The organism is Lewinella sp. 4G2 (assembly GCF_001625015.1).
Taxonomy (GTDB): Bacteria; Bacteroidota; Bacteroidia; order Chitinophagales; family Saprospiraceae; genus Neolewinella.
The window spans coordinates 2,160,925-2,182,890 of the sequence record NZ_LVWJ02000014.1; the positions used below are offsets into that span (position 1 = coordinate 2,160,925).

18 protein-coding genes are annotated in these 21,966 nt (G+C 50.2%); all 18 read left to right on the plus strand.

All coding sequences use genetic code 11. From position 1 onward, the window contains the following. Positions 1 to 25: 25 nt before the first annotated feature. The 18 genes from A3850_RS09225 (at position 26) to A3850_RS09310 (ending at position 21,963) form a co-directional block, all read left to right on the plus strand. Positions 26 to 1,459 carry a lipopolysaccharide biosynthesis protein gene (locus A3850_RS09225; protein WP_197494022.1) on the plus strand — a complete coding sequence of 478 codons (1,434 nt, stop codon included), beginning with the start codon at positions 26 to 28 and terminating at the stop codon, positions 1,457 to 1,459. Continuing rightward, a complete protein-coding gene (locus A3850_RS09230) occupies positions 1,456 to 2,952 on the plus strand; it encodes a hypothetical protein (RefSeq protein WP_068215850.1) in 1,497 nt (498 codons plus the stop codon). Before A3850_RS09225 ends, A3850_RS09230 begins: the two co-directional genes overlap by 4 nt. 22 nt (positions 2,953 to 2,974) lie before the next feature. Beyond that, on the plus strand, positions 2,975 to 3,640 hold the full coding sequence (locus A3850_RS20510; RefSeq protein ID WP_304440660.1) for a CatB-related O-acetyltransferase: 666 nt from the start codon (positions 2,975 to 2,977) through the stop codon (positions 3,638 to 3,640). 251 nt (positions 3,641 to 3,891) lie between these two features. Next, complete coding sequence (locus A3850_RS09240; RefSeq protein WP_068215852.1) at positions 3,892 to 4,968, plus strand: hypothetical protein; 1,077 nt, start codon at positions 3,892 to 3,894, stop codon at positions 4,966 to 4,968. Positions 4,969 to 5,046: 78 nt separating this feature from the next. Beyond that, positions 5,047 to 5,766 carry a Stf0 family sulfotransferase gene (locus A3850_RS09245; RefSeq protein ID WP_369916965.1) on the plus strand — a complete coding sequence of 240 codons (720 nt, stop codon included), beginning with the start codon at positions 5,047 to 5,049 and terminating at the stop codon, positions 5,764 to 5,766. After that, entirely contained in the window at positions 5,767 to 7,140 is a 1,374-nt protein-coding gene (locus tag A3850_RS09250; protein WP_068215856.1) for a hypothetical protein, read from the plus strand. It begins immediately after the preceding gene. Beyond that, entirely contained in the window at positions 7,137 to 7,943 is an 807-nt protein-coding gene (locus A3850_RS09255) for a sulfotransferase (RefSeq protein WP_068215858.1), read from the plus strand. Before A3850_RS09250 ends, A3850_RS09255 begins: the two co-directional genes overlap by 4 nt. Next, the gene (locus A3850_RS09260; RefSeq protein ID WP_068215860.1) at positions 7,930 to 9,105 is read left to right on the plus strand and encodes a hypothetical protein; all 1,176 of its coding nucleotides are present in this window, start codon (positions 7,930 to 7,932) and stop codon (positions 9,103 to 9,105) included. Before A3850_RS09255 ends, A3850_RS09260 begins: the two co-directional genes overlap by 14 nt. A gap of 59 nt (positions 9,106 to 9,164) precedes the next feature. After that, a complete protein-coding gene (locus tag A3850_RS09265; protein WP_255360093.1) occupies positions 9,165 to 10,295 on the plus strand; it encodes a glycosyltransferase family 4 protein in 1,131 nt (376 codons plus the stop codon). A gap of 147 nt (positions 10,296 to 10,442) precedes the next feature. Next, positions 10,443 to 12,752 (plus strand): DUF4838 domain-containing protein, encoded by a 2,310-nt coding sequence (locus tag A3850_RS09270; protein ID WP_068215864.1) that lies wholly within the window; start codon positions 10,443 to 10,445, stop codon positions 12,750 to 12,752. Positions 12,753 to 13,106: 354 nt separating this feature from the next. Next, on the plus strand, positions 13,107 to 14,243 hold the full coding sequence (locus A3850_RS09275; RefSeq protein ID WP_068215866.1) for a LegC family aminotransferase: 1,137 nt from the start codon (positions 13,107 to 13,109) through the stop codon (positions 14,241 to 14,243). Between the two features lie 4 nt (positions 14,244 to 14,247). After that, complete coding sequence (locus tag A3850_RS09280; protein ID WP_068215868.1) at positions 14,248 to 15,462, plus strand: polysaccharide biosynthesis protein; 1,215 nt, start codon at positions 14,248 to 14,250, stop codon at positions 15,460 to 15,462. Between the two features lie 41 nt (positions 15,463 to 15,503). Continuing rightward, a complete protein-coding gene (locus tag A3850_RS09285) occupies positions 15,504 to 16,109 on the plus strand; it encodes an acetyltransferase (RefSeq protein WP_197494024.1) in 606 nt (201 codons plus the stop codon). Next, positions 16,110 to 17,138, plus strand: a complete 1,029-nt coding sequence (gene neuB, locus A3850_RS09290; RefSeq protein ID WP_068215872.1) for an N-acetylneuraminate synthase — start codon at positions 16,110 to 16,112, stop codon at positions 17,136 to 17,138. After that, positions 17,125 to 18,267, plus strand: coding sequence for a UDP-N-acetylglucosamine 2-epimerase (gene neuC, locus A3850_RS09295; protein WP_082921723.1), 1,143 nt, complete (start codon positions 17,125 to 17,127; stop codon positions 18,265 to 18,267). Before neuB ends, neuC begins: the two co-directional genes overlap by 14 nt. After that, positions 18,260 to 19,309 (plus strand): nucleotidyltransferase family protein, encoded by a 1,050-nt coding sequence (locus A3850_RS09300; RefSeq protein WP_068215874.1) that lies wholly within the window; start codon positions 18,260 to 18,262, stop codon positions 19,307 to 19,309. Before neuC ends, A3850_RS09300 begins: the two co-directional genes overlap by 8 nt. A 154-nt stretch (positions 19,310 to 19,463) precedes the next feature. Then, complete coding sequence (locus A3850_RS09305) at positions 19,464 to 20,669, plus strand: hypothetical protein (protein ID WP_068215876.1); 1,206 nt, start codon at positions 19,464 to 19,466, stop codon at positions 20,667 to 20,669. 412 nt (positions 20,670 to 21,081) lie between these two features. Next, entirely contained in the window at positions 21,082 to 21,963 is an 882-nt protein-coding gene (locus A3850_RS09310; protein ID WP_068215877.1) for a glycosyltransferase family A protein, read from the plus strand. The last annotated feature ends 3 nt before the right edge of the window (positions 21,964 to 21,966 follow it).

The window sequence follows — 21,966 nt, forward strand, 5'->3', positions numbered from 1 at the left end:
GAAGATGTCAAGCCAGGCTTGATCTATGTCTTCTCAGTCCTCGATGCTAAAAAAGCTCTTTTCACATTCTTTAATCTACGCTATTGCTCCTCAGGTGGCTAGCATTGCGGGGATTCTGGCGCTGCCAGTCATAACCAAAGACTTAACAACAGTTGATTATGGAGTGTGGGGTGTGTTGATGGCTTACACCGGGGCATTACAGGCACTAGCAATTTTGGGGATGGGTGTTGTATTGTCAAATGCATTCTTCAAGATGCCCCGGCAGTACAAGTGGCTTTGGCGGCAGATCTATGGTATGTTGTTACTTTGGGCATTGCCTTACGGCCTGATCGTCGGCTGCTTACTCTACTTCGTAATGCCGGTGGAAGCTCAGGAACATACCCTATTACTGATATTTCTCCTGCTTGCGCCAAACGTTCTCTTCGGACCCACTTCGCTTTTGGGGACGTACTACTACCAACTTAATCAGCGTCCTGTCCCTATTGTGGTGCGTACGACGTTATTTGGGTTGTTGACCGTAGGCTTAAGCGTATACACCATATCTCACCTGAAAATGGGGTACCTGGGTTGGGCCTGGACGAATTTCATCGTTACTGTTTTGATGAATGCTTCTTATTGGTATGTCATCAACGTCAAACTGGGATATCGACCCATCTTCAACTTTAAAAGGAGAACCATACGAAGGGCACTTAATGTGTCTTTACCGACTATCCCACACACTTACGCTGCTTATCTGCTGGATAGTTCTGACCGTATCGTAATGGACCGACTACAAGTCAGTACTTCCAATCTGGGCATATATAATCTGGCGGCGAAGTTTGGTGGCTATTTCCGGGCACTCACGACGGGGGCGAATAAAGCCGTAGCTCCAATGATGCTGAAAGCCTACAAGGAAGGCAAGGATGAAATTGCTCGGAACTTGATTGTTGCCCTGCAAATAGCTGTGCTTAGTGGTACTTTCATATTCGCGCTCTGGTCCCGGGAGATATTCGAGATATTGATCAAGAACGAAGAATTGAAAGAAGCTTACCCACTAGCAATCGTCATAGTGATGGCATATAACTATCGCCCTATGTACACGGGAGCGTTAAATAAACTGTACTTTCTGGAAAAGACACAACTGTTGTGGCGGGTAAGCTTCATTGCGGGAGGGTTGAATGTCATACTCAACCTGATTTTAATTCCAATATATGGGTTTGAAGTCGCAGCATACACTACTTTTGTCGCTTTCATGTACATGGGATTTGCCGGCCATTTCATCCCTAAAATTAAAGAAGTACATCGAGCTAACTTCTACCCCCTTTTTTGGTTAGGGGTCATTGTTTTAACTTCGATCATAGTTAGTTTCGCAGTTGAGCTAGAAATACTATATAAATTTTGGATAAGCATTATCCTTCTGGGGGCAATGACCATGTTCCTTGTTTTTAATCGGAAAAGTCTTAACCATAAGTTCGGATGAGTACAGGGCTGGACAAGCAATCTTCAACGTTGAGGTTTGAGGCAATCGCCATGTTTCAACGACTGGAAAAAAACTATAGGGTATCCAGTTGGGAGCTTCACGGTCTGCATATTTGGCCCATTCTCAGGATCAAAATCGGACACGAAATCGCCCGAAGGGGGCTGGCTTCATCGGAACAAGTCGTCGACAGACCCCCGATGGAAAAGCTTCGGATGCTTACTTGGGGGCTACAAGAATATCTGGTTACCAAAAGGAACCTTGCAGCCACTGACGTTGCCTTCCTTGGTAGTTACTCCCACGAGGTAGCGATGGAGAACAGACCCTACAATCGCTTCTTCGAGCCACTACTAGAAGAAGAGTTAACACAGCAACTTCACACGACGTATTTGCAGTACGGGTACAAAGAAGCAATGCGATGCAACAAGGGTGCGTTTGATCAACTTTTCGGAACCATGTCTTTGCATGTTTTTGCCCAACTGGGACTAAAAGTGGGAAGGAAACGAATGGCAGAGGACTGGTGGAAGGATTTTCTATTGCTCCCAGACGTTGAGGTAGTTTTTGAGAAGCTTCAGGAACAGCTAGAACTCAGTAGTTCGACGCTGAAAAAGTACGTTTTATCCAGTTTCAATATTCATTTGCGTAGTCAGCAGTACGGTAAATTATTTAAAGATCTGAAGCCTAAAGTTTTAGTTTGCCTGTACTTCTACGGTAATGACGGCCTGGCTGCTGTCTATGCTGCAAAACGTCAGGGAATTCTTACGGTAGACATGCAGCATGGCCCCTTGCGCAATGCTACGTATTCTGCGTGGTATAATGTTCCTTCAAAAGGATTCAATGTCTTCCCGGATATCTTTTGGACCTGGGACAAGAATAGCAGCCAAAATTTATCTGACTGGACCAGGGAAACTGCTCATGCTGTCGTAATCGGCGGGAATCCATGGGTCGAGTATTGGCGTGATTTACGTGGAGATGTGGCGGCACGGACTAAAAATTCAGGAGTAAGTAAGGTTCTTTACACCATTCAGCCATTAACCACGATACAATTGTTCTTCGACGAGTTAATAGATTGCATACGATCGCGAGACGATTTAATGTGGGTGGTACGATTGCATCCACGGCAAGATGCGGCTCAAATACAGGAAATTGAAAAGCATCTGACCGCAAAAGGAGTGTGGGATAAGGTAGAGCTGGAATCCGCTCTCAGCAGCCCGCTTCCTTTGTCGCTTTCCTCCTCCTCAGTTCATCTTACAAATTATTCAGGGACGGCGATCGAAGCCTCCATTTTAGGGGTTAAGACGATTTTACTTCACGATAGAGGAGCTAAAGTCTATTCGGATCTGGTAAAGCAAAAGCAAGCTCTCGTATTAGATACAGGCAATTCGTTAAATGAACTTTTGGATGAGATATTAGATACCCCTACAGTTACTCATAACTCACACTCTATCTCTCCAAGTCAAGTTCTGTTAGACCTGGTAAAGCAAGCTCATGCGTAGGAGAAAATCTATTTTTGGCTATTTGAAGTTCCAGTTTGAGAAAATCAATCAAATCTCCCTCCAGGGAAAAGCTGATGTCTCGAAGGCGGCTCTTCTCACGAATAGCAAATTCAGTGGTCAGGTATCCCTAGGTGAGAATGTCAAGATTATCCACGGTGTTAGGATACTTGCAAAATCTCCAGTAAATATTGGACGCTACACTATCATTAATGGTCCCAATACAGATATATCTGCAAGTGTTTTTCCGGTGAATATTGGACAGTTCTGCTCGATCGCTCGCAACGTATCTATCCAAGAGTACAACCATGCTTATAAGGGACTCACGACATTCTTCATAAGTAGGCACGTATTCAATGATGCTAACGGGGTAGACAACTTTATACAATCCAAAGGTGCAGTTGAAATTAAGAATGACGTTTGGGTTGGAACCCAGTGCGTTATTCTCAGTGGTGTCACCATTGGAAATGGTGCCATCGTTGCAGCTAACAGCGTTGTCTCAAAAGATGTGCCGGACTATGCAATTGTCGCTGGTTCTCCCGCGCGAGTAATTGGGTACCGATTTGACGAGGATATAATTGATCGACTGTTAACTATTAAATGGTGGAACTGGACCAAAGAAAGGATCCAATCCCACCGACAATTGTTTATGAAGCAAGATATTAGCTTACAAGACCTACAGGGCCTTTAATCAAAACACCAAAGACTGACCATAGAAGTTGCTATTTCGTACTTTCACCGATTCGGGCCTAGTTGTCAGAATCTTATATTATTGCGAATTTTGGATGCTTTGGCTAACCCAGACCTAGTACCCATTTACTTTGATGCATACACAGAAACCGAAAGCAAAACGCTTTTTACTGAACCTTGCATGCCTTTATAAGCAGCAGCCTTTGTAAGGCTAGGTGAAACTAGTAACTATTTAAATTGTAATCCCAATCTATGGAAAATAACCAAGCTTCGGATGGAATTATTACCTTTCGAGACCTCGTCCATGAGGTGGCAGCCATTGGTGGATACCTTCTACGAAAATGGTACGTGGTTCTCTTATTCGTAGTGGGTATTGCGAGTGTAATGGTTTACATCGCGGTAACTACACCATCTCCCTACATTGCTCAACTTACTTTCTCTGTAGCTGGTGCTGAATCCGAGGGATTTGCTGGTGGTGGAGTTTTGGCTCAGCTAGGTTTGGGGGGCACTCAATCTTCGTCCGGTTTGAACTTGGCGCGCCTACAAAAGATCGCTAAATCGAGAATCATCGTTAAGAGGTTACTCTTTACACAAGTAAGCATAGACGGGAAAGAAGATTTTATTGCTAATCACCTCATTAATCTGTACGACCTTAGGAATACCAGTTGGAAGGATAATCCACAGCTGTCTACCTTTCAAGGATTTTCGGAAGTTTTGATCGAAGAAGATGACCTGCAGTCCAATATTGTACTTAAAAGCCTCGCGGCCTTGCTTACCAGCGTCGCCGACGGTGAACCTATGATTCTCTTTGTTTTTGATGAATTCACTGGGATCCACCAAATTGAGGTTAGAACTCCGAGTCAGGAGCTTTCAGCCAGAATGGCCGAAATTGTTTACAGCGTGCTGGATGATTTTTACGTCGAAAACTCGATTGCTAAACAACAGGGAATTGTCGACCGTCTCCAGGAACGAACAGATAGCATTCAAACCTTGGTGATGCAAACTGAAGCTACCCTGGCATCCAGTAGGGACCGCGGCAATGACTTGGTCCTGCGCCGAAGTGAAGTGGGTTTAAAGCAGCTTGAGCGCCAATTGCAGATCAACACCGCTCAATACTTGGAGATTATTAAAAACCTGGAACTTGCACGGTATACACTCAACAACATCACCCCTTCCTTTCAAATCATTGATCTACCCATCTTTCCGTTAGGAAGGGATCGAACTAGTCCCGTCTTATTTGGTGCCATTGGAGCAATAATTGGGCTAATCATATCTGTGACCTGTCTGGTGGTCGCCAGAGCTGTCCGGAATGCAATGAAAACGAGCTAGATGAAGGTCCTTGGTGTCGAATTGCCTCTGACTCTAGTTAGGCGGCTACGTGCGCTCAAACAGTTGCGGTACACGGTAATGGATTTAGCCATACGGGCTGGCCTCAAGCGGGGTGGTAAAGAACACTATCAACCTTTCGTGGTGGTTAGTCGGTCCCGCACTGGGTCTACGCTAATTGATTACTCGCTGAGACTGCATCCAGAAGTAGAGATGGATGGCGAGATCCTTAATCGTCTGCTAGGCCGTAGGGAGGAACAAGTACTTCTGAACTATTTCTCCAATAAGCCCAGTAATGTGAAGGCCGCTGGCTTTAAGATTTTCTACTATCATCCACTAGATGGTAGCCCTGAATTTGTGTTCTCTCTTTTGCACGGAATGAAGAACTGCAAGTACATTCACTTGACCAGGGAGAATAAACTGGCGGTTCACCTTTCCAGGTCCGTGGTGGAGCAAACACAGGCATGGTCAACGAAAAAGGATACGCCACGGGTGATAGCGCCGCTAATTACTGTTGATCCAGAAGCCTGCCAAGAAGATTTTGAGCGGACTCAGGTCTGGGAGAATAAGTTTAGAGAGGCTTTTGCCGACCGAGAGGTTTACCACATCACTTACGAAGATCTGGTACAGGAGCCCGTGGCAGCACTGACAAGAATACAACGTTTCCTTGGGGTGACGCCCCTTCAGATTGCTCCGCCTACCAAGAAGCAGCAGCGGGGCTCGATTGCCTCCCGCATTGCGAATTACTCAGAGCTACAGGATCATTTTGCTAATACACAATGGGCAAATCTCTTTAAGTAGGTGGGAAATAAGCTCTTACAGCCCATTGATATTTTGGTAGCTCCACTGGTCCTACTGGTGATCATCTTATTGGGAGCACTGATTGTTCAGCGCGACAGGAAGGCACTCGGTGCAAAATTCGTCCAGTTTTTCTGGATTGCATTAGCCGCTCGGCTGCTGGCCAGTATAACCCGGATTCTCATCACGGACTACATCGTCCCCTCGTGGGGAGTGGATACGAAGACTTACGTGTTATTCGCGGGTAGGATGGTAGAGCACTTTTTCGTAGACCCCACTACGACGCTGGAAATTATTCTAACCAGTTACGATGACTATTCAGTAGCAGCCCAGCAATTAACGGGTCACTATTTCTGGGAAAATCTACGTACGTCCATCATCATCAGGATCGGATTTTTCCTGTATGCAATAACTGCAGGGAGTTACCTGGGAATTAGTTTTCTCTGCACGTTCCTGGCGTTCATTGGCTCCTGGTTACTCTACAAGACTTTCTATCAAGTCTATCCGCAGTATGGGAAAATAATGGCGATCGCCTGCCTGTTTTTACCAACGGTCGTTTTTTACAGTACTAATCTTTTCAAGGATCCGTTTTGCATTCTTGGATTGGGGCTCGCCTGTTACTATAGCTTTCAGATCCATCGGTTCGGTAGTTCAATAGTCGGATGGTCAATGTTGCTGTTTGGAATGGTTATCCTGGGTTTGATCAAAGCTTATATTCTCTTTGCCTTTCTTCTGGCTTTCGGTGTTTACTGGTTCGCGGCGCTCGATGTACCGCTAAGGGCTGGCATCATGAAGAAGTTCGCAAAGACGGCTATCATTGTATTAGGTCTACTTTTATTGATTGGAGGAGTTGTCGGGTTCCTGAATCTTGGGTTGGACCGATACAATCCGGCTTCAATAGCCCTCCGTTTGGAATACTTAATCTCGGGTAACCGTGGAGATGAAACTGGGTCAGGTTACGCCTTGCCGGTGATTAGTCTTACTCCGGCGGGCTTCTTTTACTTCCTCTTCTCCGCTTTCAACGTCTCTCTGTTTAGGCCGTACCCGTGGGAGGTCAATGGCGTCGGTCCATTGATTCTTTTCTTCGAATCTTTCCCTACGCTAATTGTCACCACCCTGCTTTTATTACGTACTGCGGTGATCAATTTCTTCGTACAGATTTTTCGGGATCCAGTACTACTATTCTGTTTCACCTTCGCGTTCATATTTCTTACCATTACTGGTGCTTTTTCTCCTACATTTGGTGCCTTGTGTCGTTACAAGATCCCTGGATTCCCCCTCTTTGTAATTGTTTTAGGGGTAGTAGCCGCCCGCTATTATGAAGCCGAAAAAAGGCAGCAGTCAAATCGGGCGCGAATTAACACCAATCCCACATGATCTTCTTCGTAGGCCCCCAAAAAGCAGGGACCAGCTGGGTAGACGCCTACCTACGCTGGCACGGCGGCGTCGCGCTGCCGGAAGATTTGAAGGAAACCATGTTTTTCGACAAGTTCTACGATAACGGCCTGCCCTGGTATGTAAAATTTTACACAAATGCCGAGCCCGACCATACACGGGTTGAGGTAGCCCCCACCTATTTTGCCAGCGCGGAAGCCCGCCAACGTATCAAGGAATATGCGCCGAAAAGCTCCATCGTGGTGTCCGTTCGCGACCCGGCGAAGCGCACTTTCTCCAGTTACCTTCATGAGCAGCGCTATGGCTTCATTCCCGCCCACGTTGGTTTCCGGAAAGCCGTAGAAGAGCAAAATTTGGAGGACGCCTCCCGGTACTACGAACACACGACCGCCTGGCAACAAGCATTTGGTGCCGAAAGGATTCACTTCCTTCACCTAACGTCCATGAAAGATCTGGATGACTACGCCCGCCAGATTTGCACCATCGCGGGGATAGAATTTAAACCGGTACCGGATGAATTACGTGGGAGAGTCAACGAAGCCAGCGTGCCCCGGAGCTACGGCGTAGCTTCTTTAGTCTCCAAACTCAACCAGCTCAGCCGCAAGTTGGGCTTGCTAAAATTCCGCAAATGGCTAATCGGTCTTGGTCTGAAAAAGCTCATATATAGCGGAGGAGGAGACGGCCCCGCAAGTCTTTCTGTAGCCGATCGAGAGTGGCTTATGGAGCATTATCTGGGCGACGATTGGGCGCGCTTTCAACAAGAATTCCCGCATGGCCAGTCTTAAACGCGTACTCTACCTTACGCCCGTTTTGCTGGATACCATGCCAAACGCCGGTATCCGAAAAAAGGTGTTCGGGCAACTGCAAGCCCTGCGTGCGCTCGGCTACGAGGCCCAGTTGTTATACCTCCATGGCGACGGCCTGCTGTTGACCAACGGCGACGGGGAGGAAAAACAATTCACTCTACCCAAACAACGGCCGCTATTTAGGCAGTGGGGCTACTACGACCACGTCGCAAAATTAATAGGCAATTTGGCACGCTTCAGCCATGTTTATTTACGCTACCACGTCCCCACGCCGGCCTACCTGCGCTTCCTCAAAATGGTCGCAGCGATTGAGCACAATCCCTTCGTTTACTGCGAGGTGCCTACGTATCCCTACACCCGCGAGTTCAACGGGCTGAAGGGTAGGGCGTACCACTTCCTGGATAGCTACTACGCCAACAAAGCGGGTCAATACTACGATGAAGTCATTTCTTTTTATCCCGCGAAATCCATTTTTGGTCATACGCCCATCTTGCTGGAAAATGCGCTCGCTCGTAGTATTATTGATGAGGGCGCTGCCGCGGGTCCCAGGGAGATGGGCAAGCAAACCGGACCACTCCGCATGATCGGATTGGCCGCCAACCTGGAACGTTTCCACGGGTACGATCGGGTAATCCGCGGGATGAAGGAATACCTCGACCACAAAACGGAAGACCAACGCGACGTCCACCTGACCATTATCTCCCAGGGGGATGTGTTCGAAGAACTCAAAGTCCTGGCCAATGAATTTGGCCTTACCGAAAAGACCACTTTCCTTAGCCCCAGGGTAGGGAAGGACTTGTACGACATCATCCAAACCATGGATCTCGGGATTGGCACCATCGCCCGCTACCGCGTAGAACTATTCACGGATAGTTCCCTGAAGACTCGTGAGTACTGCGCCTTTGGCGTACCCCAACTCCTGTCTGCGGAAGACCGCTCATTTCCGAAAGAGCTTACCTTCGTCCGCTACATCCCCAACGACGATTCCCCAGTACCCGTCGGAGATTTGGTGAGCTGGTTAGAAGACCTCCACCAACAACCCAATTGGCAGGTTGCCCTGTACCGCCACGCGGATGAGCAATTGAGTTGGAAGGGACAAATGAGTAAAGCGTTTGCCGTTAGCCACACCGTGCCAACTTGATGCATTATCGAATAACTATTTTGAGGGATTTGGACGGAGAGACGCAAAATTGATTATTGGTGAGTAGACGAATCGTTCTAGTAGGTAATACATCCTGGAGCATGTACAATTTTCGCATGCCGCTATTCAAGCTCCTGCGTGAGCACGATTATGAGGTGCACATCGTCGCTCCAGCCGATGAATTTGGCCAGCGGTTGGAAGAAACCGGCTTTACTTTTCACCCAATTAAGATTGATAACAAGGGTAGTAATCCGCTGGCTGATCTCACTACTTTGAGAGCTTTTCGACAGATCTACCGGCGAATTTTGCCGGATATAGTCGTCCATTACACGATTAAACCCAACATCTACGGAACCCTCGCCGCTGCTCGTTTGGGTATCCCGAGTATAGCCATTACTACGGGGCTTGGGCAGATTTTTAATGAACGAAGCGTCAGGTCTCAGGTGGCTAAAAGCCTCTACAAATACGCTTTTCGTAAACCTGAAAGAGTTCTTTTTTTGAATGGTGACGACCGGGATATCTTTGTAACCAATAAAATCGTACCTAACGGTAGTATTACGAAGGTCTTAAGGGGGGAAGGAATCGATACGGCAAATTTTGTTAGAAAATCACCACTACCTACTGGGCAAAGGTCCTTTGTTTTAATCGGAAGGCTACTTTGGCCGAAGGGGGTAGGAGAATTCGTGGCTGCTGCTCGAACACTCAAAGCAAAGTATCCGGACGTAGCGTTCAATATTTTGGGCTTCGTCAATCCGCAAGACCCTACGAGCGTAAGTCTTGAGGACCTTGACCAATGGGAAGTCGAAGGAATAATCAACTACCTGGGTTCGACCGACGATGTTGCCAGTTTCATCGAAAAAACGACCTGCGTCGTTCTTCCTTCGTATTACCGGGAAGGCGTCCCGAGGACGTTGATGGAGGCAGCTAGCATGGCAACACCCATAATAACCACTGACAACGTTGGGTGCCGGGAAGTAGTGGATCACGGAGAAAATGGGCTATTGGTGCCAGTCAAAGATGCCGAAGCCTTGGCCAATGCTATGGAGCGCATCATACTGGCAAATCCGGAAGATTTGTTGGCCATGGGCCGGGCCGGCCGCAAGCTGATGGAGGATCAATTTTCTATTGAAACCATCAATGGCGAACTCATTGAATTATTCGACTCGATACTGACGAAATCCGGCAGATAATAAGCTGAGCACGATTTACGACCAATGGTTTCCTGGCCGTTCAAAACAAGTGCAAAGACAGACCGAACCAACCCAATCCGTACTGCGATACTGATTGAGAGGATGGAAACAGCCATTTCCCTATCAATGTGGCACTAACCAACAGACATGCGTTGCTACCTATTTTTGGTCCTTCTGATTTCAGGCTTCGGGAGCTGTGCCAAACAAGTGATAGAAACAGCTCCGGCTAGTTCCATGGCAAGTAACGGTCAAGCTATTAGTATTCTTAGTGAAGCGCTGACCTCCGCCGGGCTGGAGGTTGAAGTTGTTCGGTCGGATGAGCTGCGCGTTGCTGGGAAGGGCCTGGTTTTAGCCGTTGATGCCTCCTTGCCACCCAACGTAGCTTACCAGGTAAGTTCTCGGGGAGGCAATAGTATAGTTGTGAAAGCCCGCAATGAATCACTCCTGGCAGATGCCGCTTACGGATTACTCCGCGAATTAGGTTTCAAATATCTTCATCCTGCGCCGGGTTGGTCAATTGTTCCCAAGCTTAGTAGCCAAGACTTAAATGCTATCAACCTCACCGGTAGCAATGCCTTTCCCTACGCCAAAATCTTTAGTAGCCGTAGCATAAACGGCCTGCCAGCCTATGGTGAGTGGCTGCAACAGAATGGAGTTTACTCCATCACCAACGTGCAACTCGGACACTACGGAGTTACTTTCAACAAGCGCTACCGTGATCAGATTGAATCGAATCCTGAATGGAGGCCCATTGTCAATGGCCAGCGGATCAAGTACAACAAGAAAATGAAATTGGATTACACCCATCCGGGTGTCATTCAATTGATGAAATCGGATGCGGAAAAGAACCTGCGCAAGCTGATCGCAGCAGACGTACCACCGCCTTACTTTATCTCCGTAGAGCCTACCGATCGGGGGGGCTTCACCGAACGGCCTTATCGAAAAGGTAGCTCCGTCAGCGATCAGGTGTTCTTTGCAGCAAATGAAGTGGCCAAACATCTCAGTTCGGTTCATCCTGAGGCTAATGCTAGCCTGCTAGCCTATACCCACCACAGTGATTTACCTTCCTTCCCGCTGGAGCCGAACGTAGCGGTAACGGTCGTTACTGGCTGGTTCCAATACACCGGATCAACGGAAAATCTGCTACAACAATGGGGGCGGTCCAGCTTGGACTACTTGGGGCTACGTACCTATTCCGGAGTGCCGAAAGCGAAGGAAGTTCGGGTTCAGTTTCCAGCCCCAGCTACCCCAGTGGATCTACTTCAGACCGGGGCAAAATATGGCTACCAACTTTATCGTGAACAATCGGTCTACTCCGGCGGGGCCATGGGTTACCGGCACTACCTGACGGCTAAACTATTGGCCGAGCCCAACGCCGATCTTAATGCAGTAAAGGAGGAGTATTTCCGCCTAGCTTTCGGGCCCGCCGCCGCCAAAATGCGTGAACTATACGATGTCGTATGGTACGGTTTTAACGGTAAACAGGATTTGCAACTTAGCGTCCAGCTCATTAATGAGGCTGACGCACTTACCCGCAACGATCCCGCAATCCAAAAACGAATCGCCGACGTAATGGCCTACGTGATCTATCTCGACCGCGCACTCGGCATTTCCGGCTCAGCCGATGTTGCCGGTATTGAAAGCTTGCTGGCTTACGCTAGTAGCATTGATGATCGGATGATGGTCAATACCGAACACCTGGCGCGCCACTTCCGAAATATGCTGCGTAAAACGCATGCGATCAGTATTCCAAAGGGTCCAGGTCTCAGCCCTCAGCTTGACGACCGTGCAGTGCGGAACCTATTTGCAACTCTTGATCCAGGCACAGCACCCGCGGCAGCGCCCAAAATGGCTACCGTAGGCAAAGCGAAATTTCCCGATGAACGACTTGGTGAACCGATGCTGTCCCTCCGTGGTGGTAGTGAATTTGGCCTGCAGGATATTGATAGTGATGGCTTTATTAACACCCAAATCACTACGACGGGATTAGGAAAATCAGACTTGTTCATCGCTTTGGACTTCTTTACGGATTCTGGCGAATTGGTACGCAGCGAGAAAATTTCCACCAATAACAAGCAGGCAAAAACACTGCGAATCCCCGTACCGCGAGGTGGGACGCTGCGCCTTAAATGCCACGCACGCGGAGGCCGGTATGCCCTGAAAATCACTGAGGAAGTACGATTTTGGGAGGGGCAATCGCTCAGGCTATCAAAACCCTTTTCCGGGCTCGTTTACCTGGATTTGGATGCCAAAAGAAAAGTAATTAAACCCAGCCCCAATGCCGCCAACCTAACCGCAGTAGGTCGTACTACCGGCCGAGAGGCCTCAATCACCGGCGGCCGTAGCTTGGACCTTAACCAGGTGTTTGAAGGGGAAAGCATTATCGCGATCAGTGGCTTAAATAGCAGTTTTGTATCCCCGGATAGGCTGCGGTTGTTCTTTGATTATGCTCCGTAGTGGCTTTTCTACGGGATGAGTAGTTAGATTTGATATGATCTAATTTTCTTACACTTGTCGCTTGAAATGAGCGTACAGTGGAGGAAGATCGCCGCGGGATTTCATATGATATGGTAGAGAGCAATGCAATTTCATTTACCAATTTCTTTGAAAAGATACCAAACTGATGAGCAATGTCGGCACTATAAAAGTCGATCTACGCACTAAAGTTAAATACTACTGCGATACCTAGGGCTTACGAAGGGCGGGCCAGTGAATTAGATAGACATTACATCGTTTGCTTTTATCAGCTCGCCAAAAAGTGCGCTCTTCCCACCTCCTGAACTACCTTTACGGCAACTCCACCCCTTCCCCATGATCCCACTCTCCATCCCCAACCTAGCCGGCAACGAATGGGCCTACGTCAAGCAGTGCCTCGATACTGGGTGGGTCTCCTCCGCCGGAAAGTTCGTCAATCAGTTTGAGGACGAGGTGCGGGGCTTCACCGGGGCCGGCCACGCCATCGCGTGTATGAATGGTACGGCAGCCCTTCACGTAGCGCAAATTATTGCCGGAGTCGGACCTGGTGACTTGGTCATCGCCCCCAACATCACTTTCGTAGCGACGCTGAACAGCATCAGTTACACGGGGGCGGAGGCCATTCTGCTGGATACAAATCCCGCTACCTGGCAGTTGGATCTTGACGTCCTAGAACGCTTCTTTGAGGAGGAATGCGAACTCACCGACCAGGGTCTTATCCACAAAGCTGATGGAAAAACGATCAAGGCCGTCATGCCCGTCCACGTACTGGGGAATATGTGTGACATGGCCCGCCTATCCGAACTTTGCACCCGCGTCAGCGCCCCGATAATTGAAGACAGCACGGAAGCGCTTGGTTCGACTTTCCGCGGTAAACACGCCGGAACTTTTGGGTTGTTCGGAACGAGTAGTTTTAATGGAAATAAAATCATCACCACTGGCGGCGGAGGAATGATCTTTACAAATGATGCTGATTTAGCCGCCCGCGCTAAGCACCTGACCACCACGGCCAAAACGGATCCGCTCGACTATTTCCACGATGAAGTGGGGTATAATTACCGCCTGGTAAATATCCTGGCTGCCGTGGGTGTCGCGCAAATGGAACAATTATCTGGCATAATTGAGACCAAGAAATTTATTGACGAATATTACCGGAGTGAACTCGCTGGGGTAGGGGACATTCGTTTTCAAAAAATTACGGATGGGGTGGACGCCAATTGCTGGTTATTCACTTTCCGGACCAGTCGGATGCGAGAATTGCTTACTTACCTAAACGCAAACGGTGTGCAAAGCCGGCCGTTTTGGACGCCTATGAATCAACTCCCGATGTACAATGGTTACCGGTATTATCACGTCAGTGATGAGAGTAGTAAGCTCCACGCGGAAGCCATCAGTATACCGAGCTCCAGCAACCTAACCGAGACGGATTTGGCTACCGTTGTGGCCACCATCAAAAATTTTTACGCTAGCTAAGCCTATGGCCTCCTTCGATTTACACGCATTTATTAACCAATACGTCACCGGGCGGGACGAAAGTCTATTTACCCGTGACCTGGCCGAGAACCACGACGCCATGGCGGCGCGCATTGATGGCAAGCGACTGCTCGTCATTGGTGGCGCCGGCACTATAGGAAGTTCATTCATCCGGGCTGCGCTGCAATTTCACCCCGCCAAATTAGTAGTGGTAGATACCAATGAAAATGGACTGACGGAACTGACCCGAGACCTCCGTTCCGCCGGTAAATTTAACGTGCCAGCTGATTATTTGACGTATCCAATGGACTTCGGCGCGCCGGTATTTGAAAAAATGTTCCGCCACCATGGCGGCTTTGATATTGTCGCAAATTTCGCGGCGCACAAACACGTACGGAGCGAAAAAGACCGCTTCAGCATCGAAGCGATGTTGAATAATAATGTCTTCAAAGCGAAGGATCTACTTGATCTTTTATTAGAATATAAGCCCGAGCGCTACTTCAGCGTGAGTACGGACAAAGCGGCCAATCCCGTTAACGTGATGGGCGCGAGTAAGAAATTAATGGAGGAAGTTATTTTGGCTTACGGTCGCGATTTCCCCGTTACTACCGCCCGTTTCGCTAACGTCGCATTCAGCAATGGCAGCCTCCCCGCCGGCTTCCTGGAGCGACTCAACAAACGTCAGCCGCTTAGTGCGCCGACCAACGTCAAGCGTTATTTCGTGAGCCCGGATGAGTCCGGCCAATTATGTCTTATCGCATGTATTCTCGGCGAAACGGGGCAGGTGTTCTTCCCCAAATTGGGCGAGGAACAGATGATCACTTTTAGCGGCATTGGCGAAGACTTTTTGCGTGTCCAGGGTTTCACGCCACTTTACTGTGAGACGGAGGAAGAGGCGCTGTCGCGGGTGCAAAGCATGGGGGCAAGCAGTACGGAATACCCCGTATTATTCCACCCCGCCACGACGAGTGGTGAAAAAAGCTTTGAAGAATTTTATACCCCCGGCGAAGAGGTGGACCTCCAACGTTTCGCCGAACTCGGTTTCGTGAAAAACGCCGCCCGCAGGGATCGGGAAGAACTTAGTCCGTTGATTAAAGAGATCCAGGATTTAATGGACCGCCCCACCGTAACGAAAGCAGACATCGTTGGTGCCCTTGCAGAACGGATACCAAATTTTGCGCATATCGAGACGGGGAAGAGTTTGGACGGAAAAATGTAATGGGAACCAATGACCTAAATACACAACCAATCCTGGTAGGCATGGGTGGCCATGCCCTAGTCGTTCGGGAATTACTGGAATCTCTTGGCTTTTCCCCGAAAGGATATTTGGACGATTCTTCAGGCGATGACTTCGCGGAAAAGCTGCCTTACCTGGGGAGTGAAAGTTCCCCCGAAATCCAACCGTTATTGCGGGAACACCCACTTTGCATTACCGTGGGTACCAATGCTATTCGGGCACGCCTGGATGAACAGTTAAGCAGTTTGGGAGGGCAGATACTGGAGCCCATTATCCACCCCACTGCTTACGTTTCCGATTCCGCTTCATTGGCAGCTGGAACGCAAGTACTCCCGCAGGCTGCGGTTAACGCGCGTTCCGTAGTTGGCCGCTGCGTAATTATCAACACCAGTGCGATTGTGGAGCACGAATGCCAGATTGGGGATTACTGTCATTTGGCCCCAGGGTCAGTACTGGCAGGAAATGTCACGCTGGGGAAAAGCGTTTTTGTGGGGGCTAACGCTAGTATTATTCAAGGTATTAAAGTGGGCGAAAAGGTCATCATTGGTGCGGGAGCGGTGGTTATTCGCGACGTTCCGGCTGGCGCCACCGTGGTGGGTAATCCCGCCCGGATCATTAAACTAAGGTAAATGAGTCAACGCCAAAGAACATTGATCATCGCCGAAGCCGGCGTTAACCACAACGGAAGTCTGGAGCTAGCTAAGCAGCTAATTGATGCTGCCGCTGCCGCGGGGGTTGACTACGTGAAATTTCAAACCTTCAAGACGGAGAAACTGGTAAGTAAGGCTGCCGCCAAAGCGGACTACCAGGTGGCCAATACCGGCGATGCGGTGGAGACCCAGTTTGAAATGATCAAAAAACTGGAGATCGATGCGGATACCCATCGATTGTTGATTGACTATTGCTCGGAAAAAGGAATCCAATTCTTCAGTACCGCCTTTGACCTGGATAGCATTGATTTGCTGGAAGAGTTGGGACTTGATTTGTATAAAGTTCCCTCGGGCGAAATGACGAATCTTCCTTACCTAAGGGCAATCGCCGCTAAAGGAAAGCCGGTCATCCTCTCCACCGGTATGTGCACCCTGTCGGATATCGAAGCAGCGCTGAACGTGATGTTGGCGGCAGGTCAGGACCGGGAACGAATTACCATTCTTCACTGCAACACTGAATATCCTACCCCGATGGAGGACGTAAACCTCCGGGCCATGCAAACCATCGGGACAGCCTTCGGGGTACGGGTGGGCTATTCGGACCACACCCTGGGCATTGAGGTGCCCATCGCAGCGGTAGCCATGGGCGCCGTCTGCATCGAGAAACACTTCACCCTCGACCGAACTATGGAAGGCCCCGACCATCGAGCTAGCCTGGAACCGAATGAGCTCAAGGCCATGGTCAGCGCCATTCGAAATATCGAAGTTGCGTTGGGCTCAACTCAAAAACTTCCTTCCTCTTCGGAGCGGAAGAACATCCCCATCGCCAGGAAATCCATCTTCGTCAGTAAGGATCTCCCGAAGGGTCACGTCCTGACGGAAGCCGACCTCAGTATGATGCGACCTGGAGACGGTATCTCGCCCATGCGTATGGAAGAGTTAATTGGTCGCTCGCTGAGCCGCCCCCTCGCCGCGGCCACCAAAATTGCTTTGGGTGATTACCAGTAAGGATAAGATGATGACGGTTCGGCTCATCACCACTTCCCGTGCGGATTATGGTATCTATGCGTCCCTGCTGACAGCCTTGGAAGCTGACCCTGCGATTGATCTTCAATTGGTGGTGGCTGGTACTCACTTGTCAAAAGAGCATGGATATACTGTCACCGCGATTGAGCTCGATGGGTATCAAATAGCCGGAAGGGTTGAAACGGTACCAAGCGATGACTCGCCCGCCGGCATTGCCCGGATGCTGGGGGAAGCCACCCGTAAATTTGCCGACCTCTGGGCGGAAATAGCCGATAACACTGATTGGGTCATTGCGTTGGGTGACCGCTACGAGATGTTCGCCGCCGTTGCAGCTACCGTCCCTTTCAACCTGCGGGTGGCGCACCTTCACGGCGGAGAGACTTCTTTGGGAGCAATCGATGATAAGTTTCGGCATGCCATCACGGTGATGTCCACCGCTCACTTTACCGCAACTGCAGCTTACGCAGATCGCGTCACGGAGCTTATTGGGAGCGAACGGAGCGTGCACTACGTTGGTGCGCCGGCTTTGGACGGGCTGGAAGAAATGGAACTCTTTGAACCGCAAGAAATGCTTCCAACTTTCGGAACGGACTTTTCGGAGCCACCCATCCTGGTAACTTTTCATCCCGAAACCGTTGCCACTAAACGGAACCAGGTGTACGGAGAGGCCCTTTGTAGTGCATTAGCTAGACTTTCTGGTCAGTATCCGGTAGTGATTACCATGCCGAACGCCGATACCATGGGCTCAGTACTTCGGCAACAATTCAATAATTTGGCTGATGATAATGATCGGATAACTACGATCGAGAATTTCGGTAAAAAGGGGTACTTCTCCGCCATGAAACACTGTGCTTTTCTGCTGGGCAATACTTCCAGTGGAATCATTGAGGCCGCTTCTTTCGGTAAATATGCCATCAATTTGGGTAACCGTCAGGACGGCCGTATGCGAAGCCCAAACCTCATCGACGTAGAAGTAGACGAACAAGCCATCTTGTCAGCTGTCGATATTCTCAGGACAAAAGGCTTTCTTTATGCCGGGGATAATGTCTACCGGAAAGATAGCCCCGCAGCTGCCGCTATTGTCGCGGCCCTAAAAGCAGCCAATGATTAATAGTATTCAACGCCACCTATTACCGCAATCAGCTAGCGTAAGGGAGGCCCTTGCCCGCCTCGACAAACTGGCTTCCGATGCTGTTGTTTTTCTGATCAAAGACAGAAATATCTTGGTCGGTTCCATCACCGACGGAGACATCCGCCGCGGCTTGATCAACGGCCTGACACTGGAAACACCCCTGATGGAGTTTGTTCAGGCTGCCCCTAAAGCGTTTCGCCGCTCGACCTTCAACCTGCAGCAAATGCAGGAATGGCGAGAGAAGAACTTCAGGATATTACCGGTCATCAACGATGAAAACCGGATTGTGGACATCATCAATTTCCGCAAGCAACGCTCCTTTCTGCCGATGGATGCAGTAATCATGGCCGGTGGGGTAGGGAGCCGTCTCCGACCCTTGACGCTTGATACCCCAAAACCGCTGCTGAAGGTGGGGGATAAGCCCATCATCGAGCACAACATTGAAAGGCTCAGGTCATTCGGCGTAGTCAACCTGACCATCAGTATCAAGTACCTCGGCCAACAGCTGATCGATTATTTTGGTGATGGCAGCGACCGTGGAATGAATATCACCTACGTCACCGAAGACGAACCGCGGGGAACAATTGGCGCCGTGAGTGAGATCCAGGAGATATTTAATCCCTACGTACTCGTCATGAATTCAGATTTGCTGACGACTATTGACCTCGAAGAAATGTTTTCGGAAATGCTCGCGAAAGAAGCGGACATGACCGTCGCTACCGTGCCCTACGAAGTAGAAATTCCCTATGGTGTAATCGAGACCGAAGGTGATCTGATCAAAGCGCTCAAGGAGAAGCCCACCTACACGTACTACTCCAACGCCGGGATCTACATCATCCGCAAAGAGCATATCGCTAAGGTGCCCGCGACGGGCCGGTACAGTGCTCCGGATCTGATGGAGAATCTCTACACCTCCGACCACCGGGTGACTCACTTCCCCATCCTGGGCTACTGGCTTGATATTGGCAAGCATAACGACTTTGAGAAGGCGCAGCGGGACATTGAACACTTGAAGCTTTAAGTGAACAGGAGAAATTCCACCCCGGTATACCTGTGTACGGCGACTTAGGACCTTTTATGCAAGGCATCACCGAATGGCTTATTGCGCAAGAAGAAATTTGCATTTAAGGGGAGTCAGTCTCTCAGGTAGGTATAAGTTGTGTTAGCCCGTAATTATGCCAACCCTCCTAATCATCTCCCAAACCCTCCCCCCCCGGCCAGCCGCCGGAACCCGCCGCTTGCGCTACCTCGCCGAGCAGGCCCTGAATAACTACGACCGCGTTTTCGCCATCCAACTAGACCGGGGCTACGCGGGCGAAACCATCCCCGGCGTGGTGACGACGGTACTACCCGCCCGAGATCTGCGCGCGGCCGTATCCCCCGATTCCCCGGCGGGCACCGTCGCAAAGTCCGGAGAGCCCAGGTGGAAAGCCCACCTCCGCCACCTCCGCCACTCCTTCCCCTTAGTTTGGTTTTTTGATGATGGTGGCCCGATCTACCGGCGCAAAGCCTTTGTCCGGGCTTGCCAACTCGTGGAAGAAGAAGGCATCACTCACCTTCTCTCCTCCTTCCGCCCCTACTCCGATCACCTAGTCGCTAAACGCCTCAAAGCCCGCTACCCCCACCTCCACTGGGTCGCCGATTTCCGCGACCTCCCCGTCGATCCCATCCGCCAGGATGTTTGGTCGCCCAACCTCCAAACCTGGTGGGGCAAACGCGTCATCGCGGCGGCGGATGAAGTCTGGTGCGTCTCCCGCGGCCAGCGGGCACAGCTGCGGGGCTGGCACTCCAACATCAAGGTCCGCTACAATCCACTACTCACCTTGCCGCCAGCAAGCACTGCCCCGGTATCCGATCAATTCACCATTGTCCACACCGGCAGCGTGTATCCCGGTTTGCAGTCCGCAGAACCCCTGGTTCAAGTATTGTCAAAATTATTGGCAGAGGGTGCCGTCCAGCCCCACCAACTCTGCATTAAGTACCGGGGAAAAGATGGCGGGGTATTCCAAAAAATGATGCGCGGTCTTCCGCAGGAGTGCCTGGATATCCAACCTTCCATTGCACCCGCGGCAGCGCAAAAAATGCAACGCGAGGCACAAGTATTATTAATGATGAATTGGTCCGCCCCCAATTATTACGGCGTCCTTACCGCCAAGCTCTGGGATTACCTCGCCACCGGCCGCCCCATCCTCGCCCTCGTCAATGGCCCGGGCGATGTCGAATTAAATGAAATAATCACGGGCGCTGCCGCAGGTGCCACCTTCGGGAACGATAACGGACCCACCTTAAAAACATTCGTATCCAATTTAATTAATACTTGGAAACAGCAGAATTCTGTACCGTGGACAGTTAATGTCGAGTTTCTTAAAAAGTATCGATGACTTGCTGGGACGTTAGATTTTAGACGTTAGATTTTGGACGTGATATCTTATCCCCCCGGACTGAATTCGTCCCTTAACCGTGGTAGTGATTTCTCGGCGGAAAGGCGTAAAGAAATCTGCATTGTTCGAGCACGCAAATGATTAAGGCTTTACCCACACAATTATGCAATCAATTGAATGAAGTGCAGCGCTAAAGGCGGATGGCGAGTTTGCAGATTTTAGCCTTTGCGCCGAGAAATCGCGTTAAGCCACGGTTACAGGACAAGACTTTTGCTTCTTTTGGTCACAAAAGAAGTGTTACAAAAGAAATGACTGAAAATCCCGGCCGGAGGTCGGGAACCGGGAAACCACAGCCTTACATTCGCACTACAACAACCGCTAAACACGACCTGAAGCAGCAGAGAATACCCCCATGCCAACCCACCTAATCATCCCAACCCACAACCGCCCCAACCTCCTAAGCCGCTGCCTAAAAAGCATCGCCGCCCTCGGAGAAGAACTAACCGGTACGGTAGTGCACGTGGTAGAAAATGGGTCAAACGTATCACAAGCAATCGCGCAGCAATACGCGCAACAACTCAACCTCCGCTTCACCCAAACCGAACGCGGCAACAAGAGCCTGGCGCTGAACCAAGTCATTAAGGACATCGGAAATGATAACCTGCTGATCTTCCTCGACGACGACGTCGCCGTCCGCCCCGGCATCATCACTGCTTTCCAAAAGGCCCACGACAAATATGGCCCCGGCCACTACTTCGGTGGCGTGCTGTACCCCGACTACGAAGTAGAACCGAAGGCCGAACACCGCTCCCACCTCCCGCCCTCCGCCAGAATGATCGACAATTCTCAGGGTAAGGACTACCGGGAATTCACCGAATTCCAGCTCTTCATGGGTGCCGTTTGGGCCTGCCACGCGGGTGACCTGGCCGCCATCGGTGGCTTCAACGCGGCCTTCGGGCCCGGCGCCAAATCGGGCGCGCGCGGCCAGGAAATGGACGCCGAGTTGCGACTCTTCGAGAACGGCGTGAAACCGGTATTCGTCCGCGCCGCCGCCGTGGACCACTACGTCACCGCCAAAATGGTGACGCCCGACTACGCCGTGGAACGCATCTTCCTGTCCAGTATGCACCTTGGCCGAGAACGCCCCGCTCTGATTCATTCCCTGGGGCTCACGGCCAAGCTCATCTACAGCTTCCTGCTGCTCCCCTTTGCGCCAAATAGCATCGGCCACCGTTACCGGATTGCGAAAGCGGCCGGATATTTCATCGGCCTGGCGCGCCGAAGTGACGACTAGTGC

What these genes read in the sequence shown, in the direction of transcription:
- A3850_RS09285 (WP_197494024.1), top strand. Translation starts at nt 15,504, where the DNA reads ATGGGTGGCCATGCCCTAGTCGTTCGGGAATTACTGGAATCTCTTGGC.
- A3850_RS09245 (WP_369916965.1), top strand. Translation starts at nt 5,047, where the DNA reads ATGGATTTAGCCATACGGGCTGGCCTCAAGCGGGGTGGTAAAGAACAC.
- A3850_RS09240 (WP_068215852.1), top strand. Translation starts at nt 3,892, where the DNA reads ATGGAAAATAACCAAGCTTCGGATGGAATTATTACCTTTCGAGACCTC.
- A3850_RS09230 (WP_068215850.1), top strand. Translation starts at nt 1,456, where the DNA reads ATGAGTACAGGGCTGGACAAGCAATCTTCAACGTTGAGGTTTGAGGCA.
- A3850_RS09225 (WP_197494022.1), top strand. Translation starts at nt 26, where the DNA reads ATGTCTTCTCAGTCCTCGATGCTAAAAAAGCTCTTTTCACATTCTTTA.
- A3850_RS09305 (WP_068215876.1), top strand. Translation starts at nt 19,464, where the DNA reads ATGCCAACCCTCCTAATCATCTCCCAAACCCTCCCCCCCCGGCCAGCC.
- A3850_RS09270 (WP_068215864.1), top strand. Translation starts at nt 10,443, where the DNA reads ATGCGTTGCTACCTATTTTTGGTCCTTCTGATTTCAGGCTTCGGGAGC.
- A3850_RS09310 (WP_068215877.1), top strand. Translation starts at nt 21,082, where the DNA reads ATGCCAACCCACCTAATCATCCCAACCCACAACCGCCCCAACCTCCTA.
- A3850_RS09255 (WP_068215858.1), top strand. Translation starts at nt 7,137, where the DNA reads ATGATCTTCTTCGTAGGCCCCCAAAAAGCAGGGACCAGCTGGGTAGAC.
- A3850_RS09280 (WP_068215868.1), top strand. Translation starts at nt 14,248, where the DNA reads ATGGCCTCCTTCGATTTACACGCATTTATTAACCAATACGTCACCGGG.
- A3850_RS09300 (WP_068215874.1), top strand. Translation starts at nt 18,260, where the DNA reads ATGATTAATAGTATTCAACGCCACCTATTACCGCAATCAGCTAGCGTA.
- A3850_RS09275 (WP_068215866.1), top strand. Translation starts at nt 13,107, where the DNA reads ATGATCCCACTCTCCATCCCCAACCTAGCCGGCAACGAATGGGCCTAC.
- A3850_RS09260 (WP_068215860.1), top strand. Translation starts at nt 7,930, where the DNA reads ATGGCCAGTCTTAAACGCGTACTCTACCTTACGCCCGTTTTGCTGGAT.
- neuB (WP_068215872.1), top strand. Translation starts at nt 16,110, where the DNA reads ATGAGTCAACGCCAAAGAACATTGATCATCGCCGAAGCCGGCGTTAAC.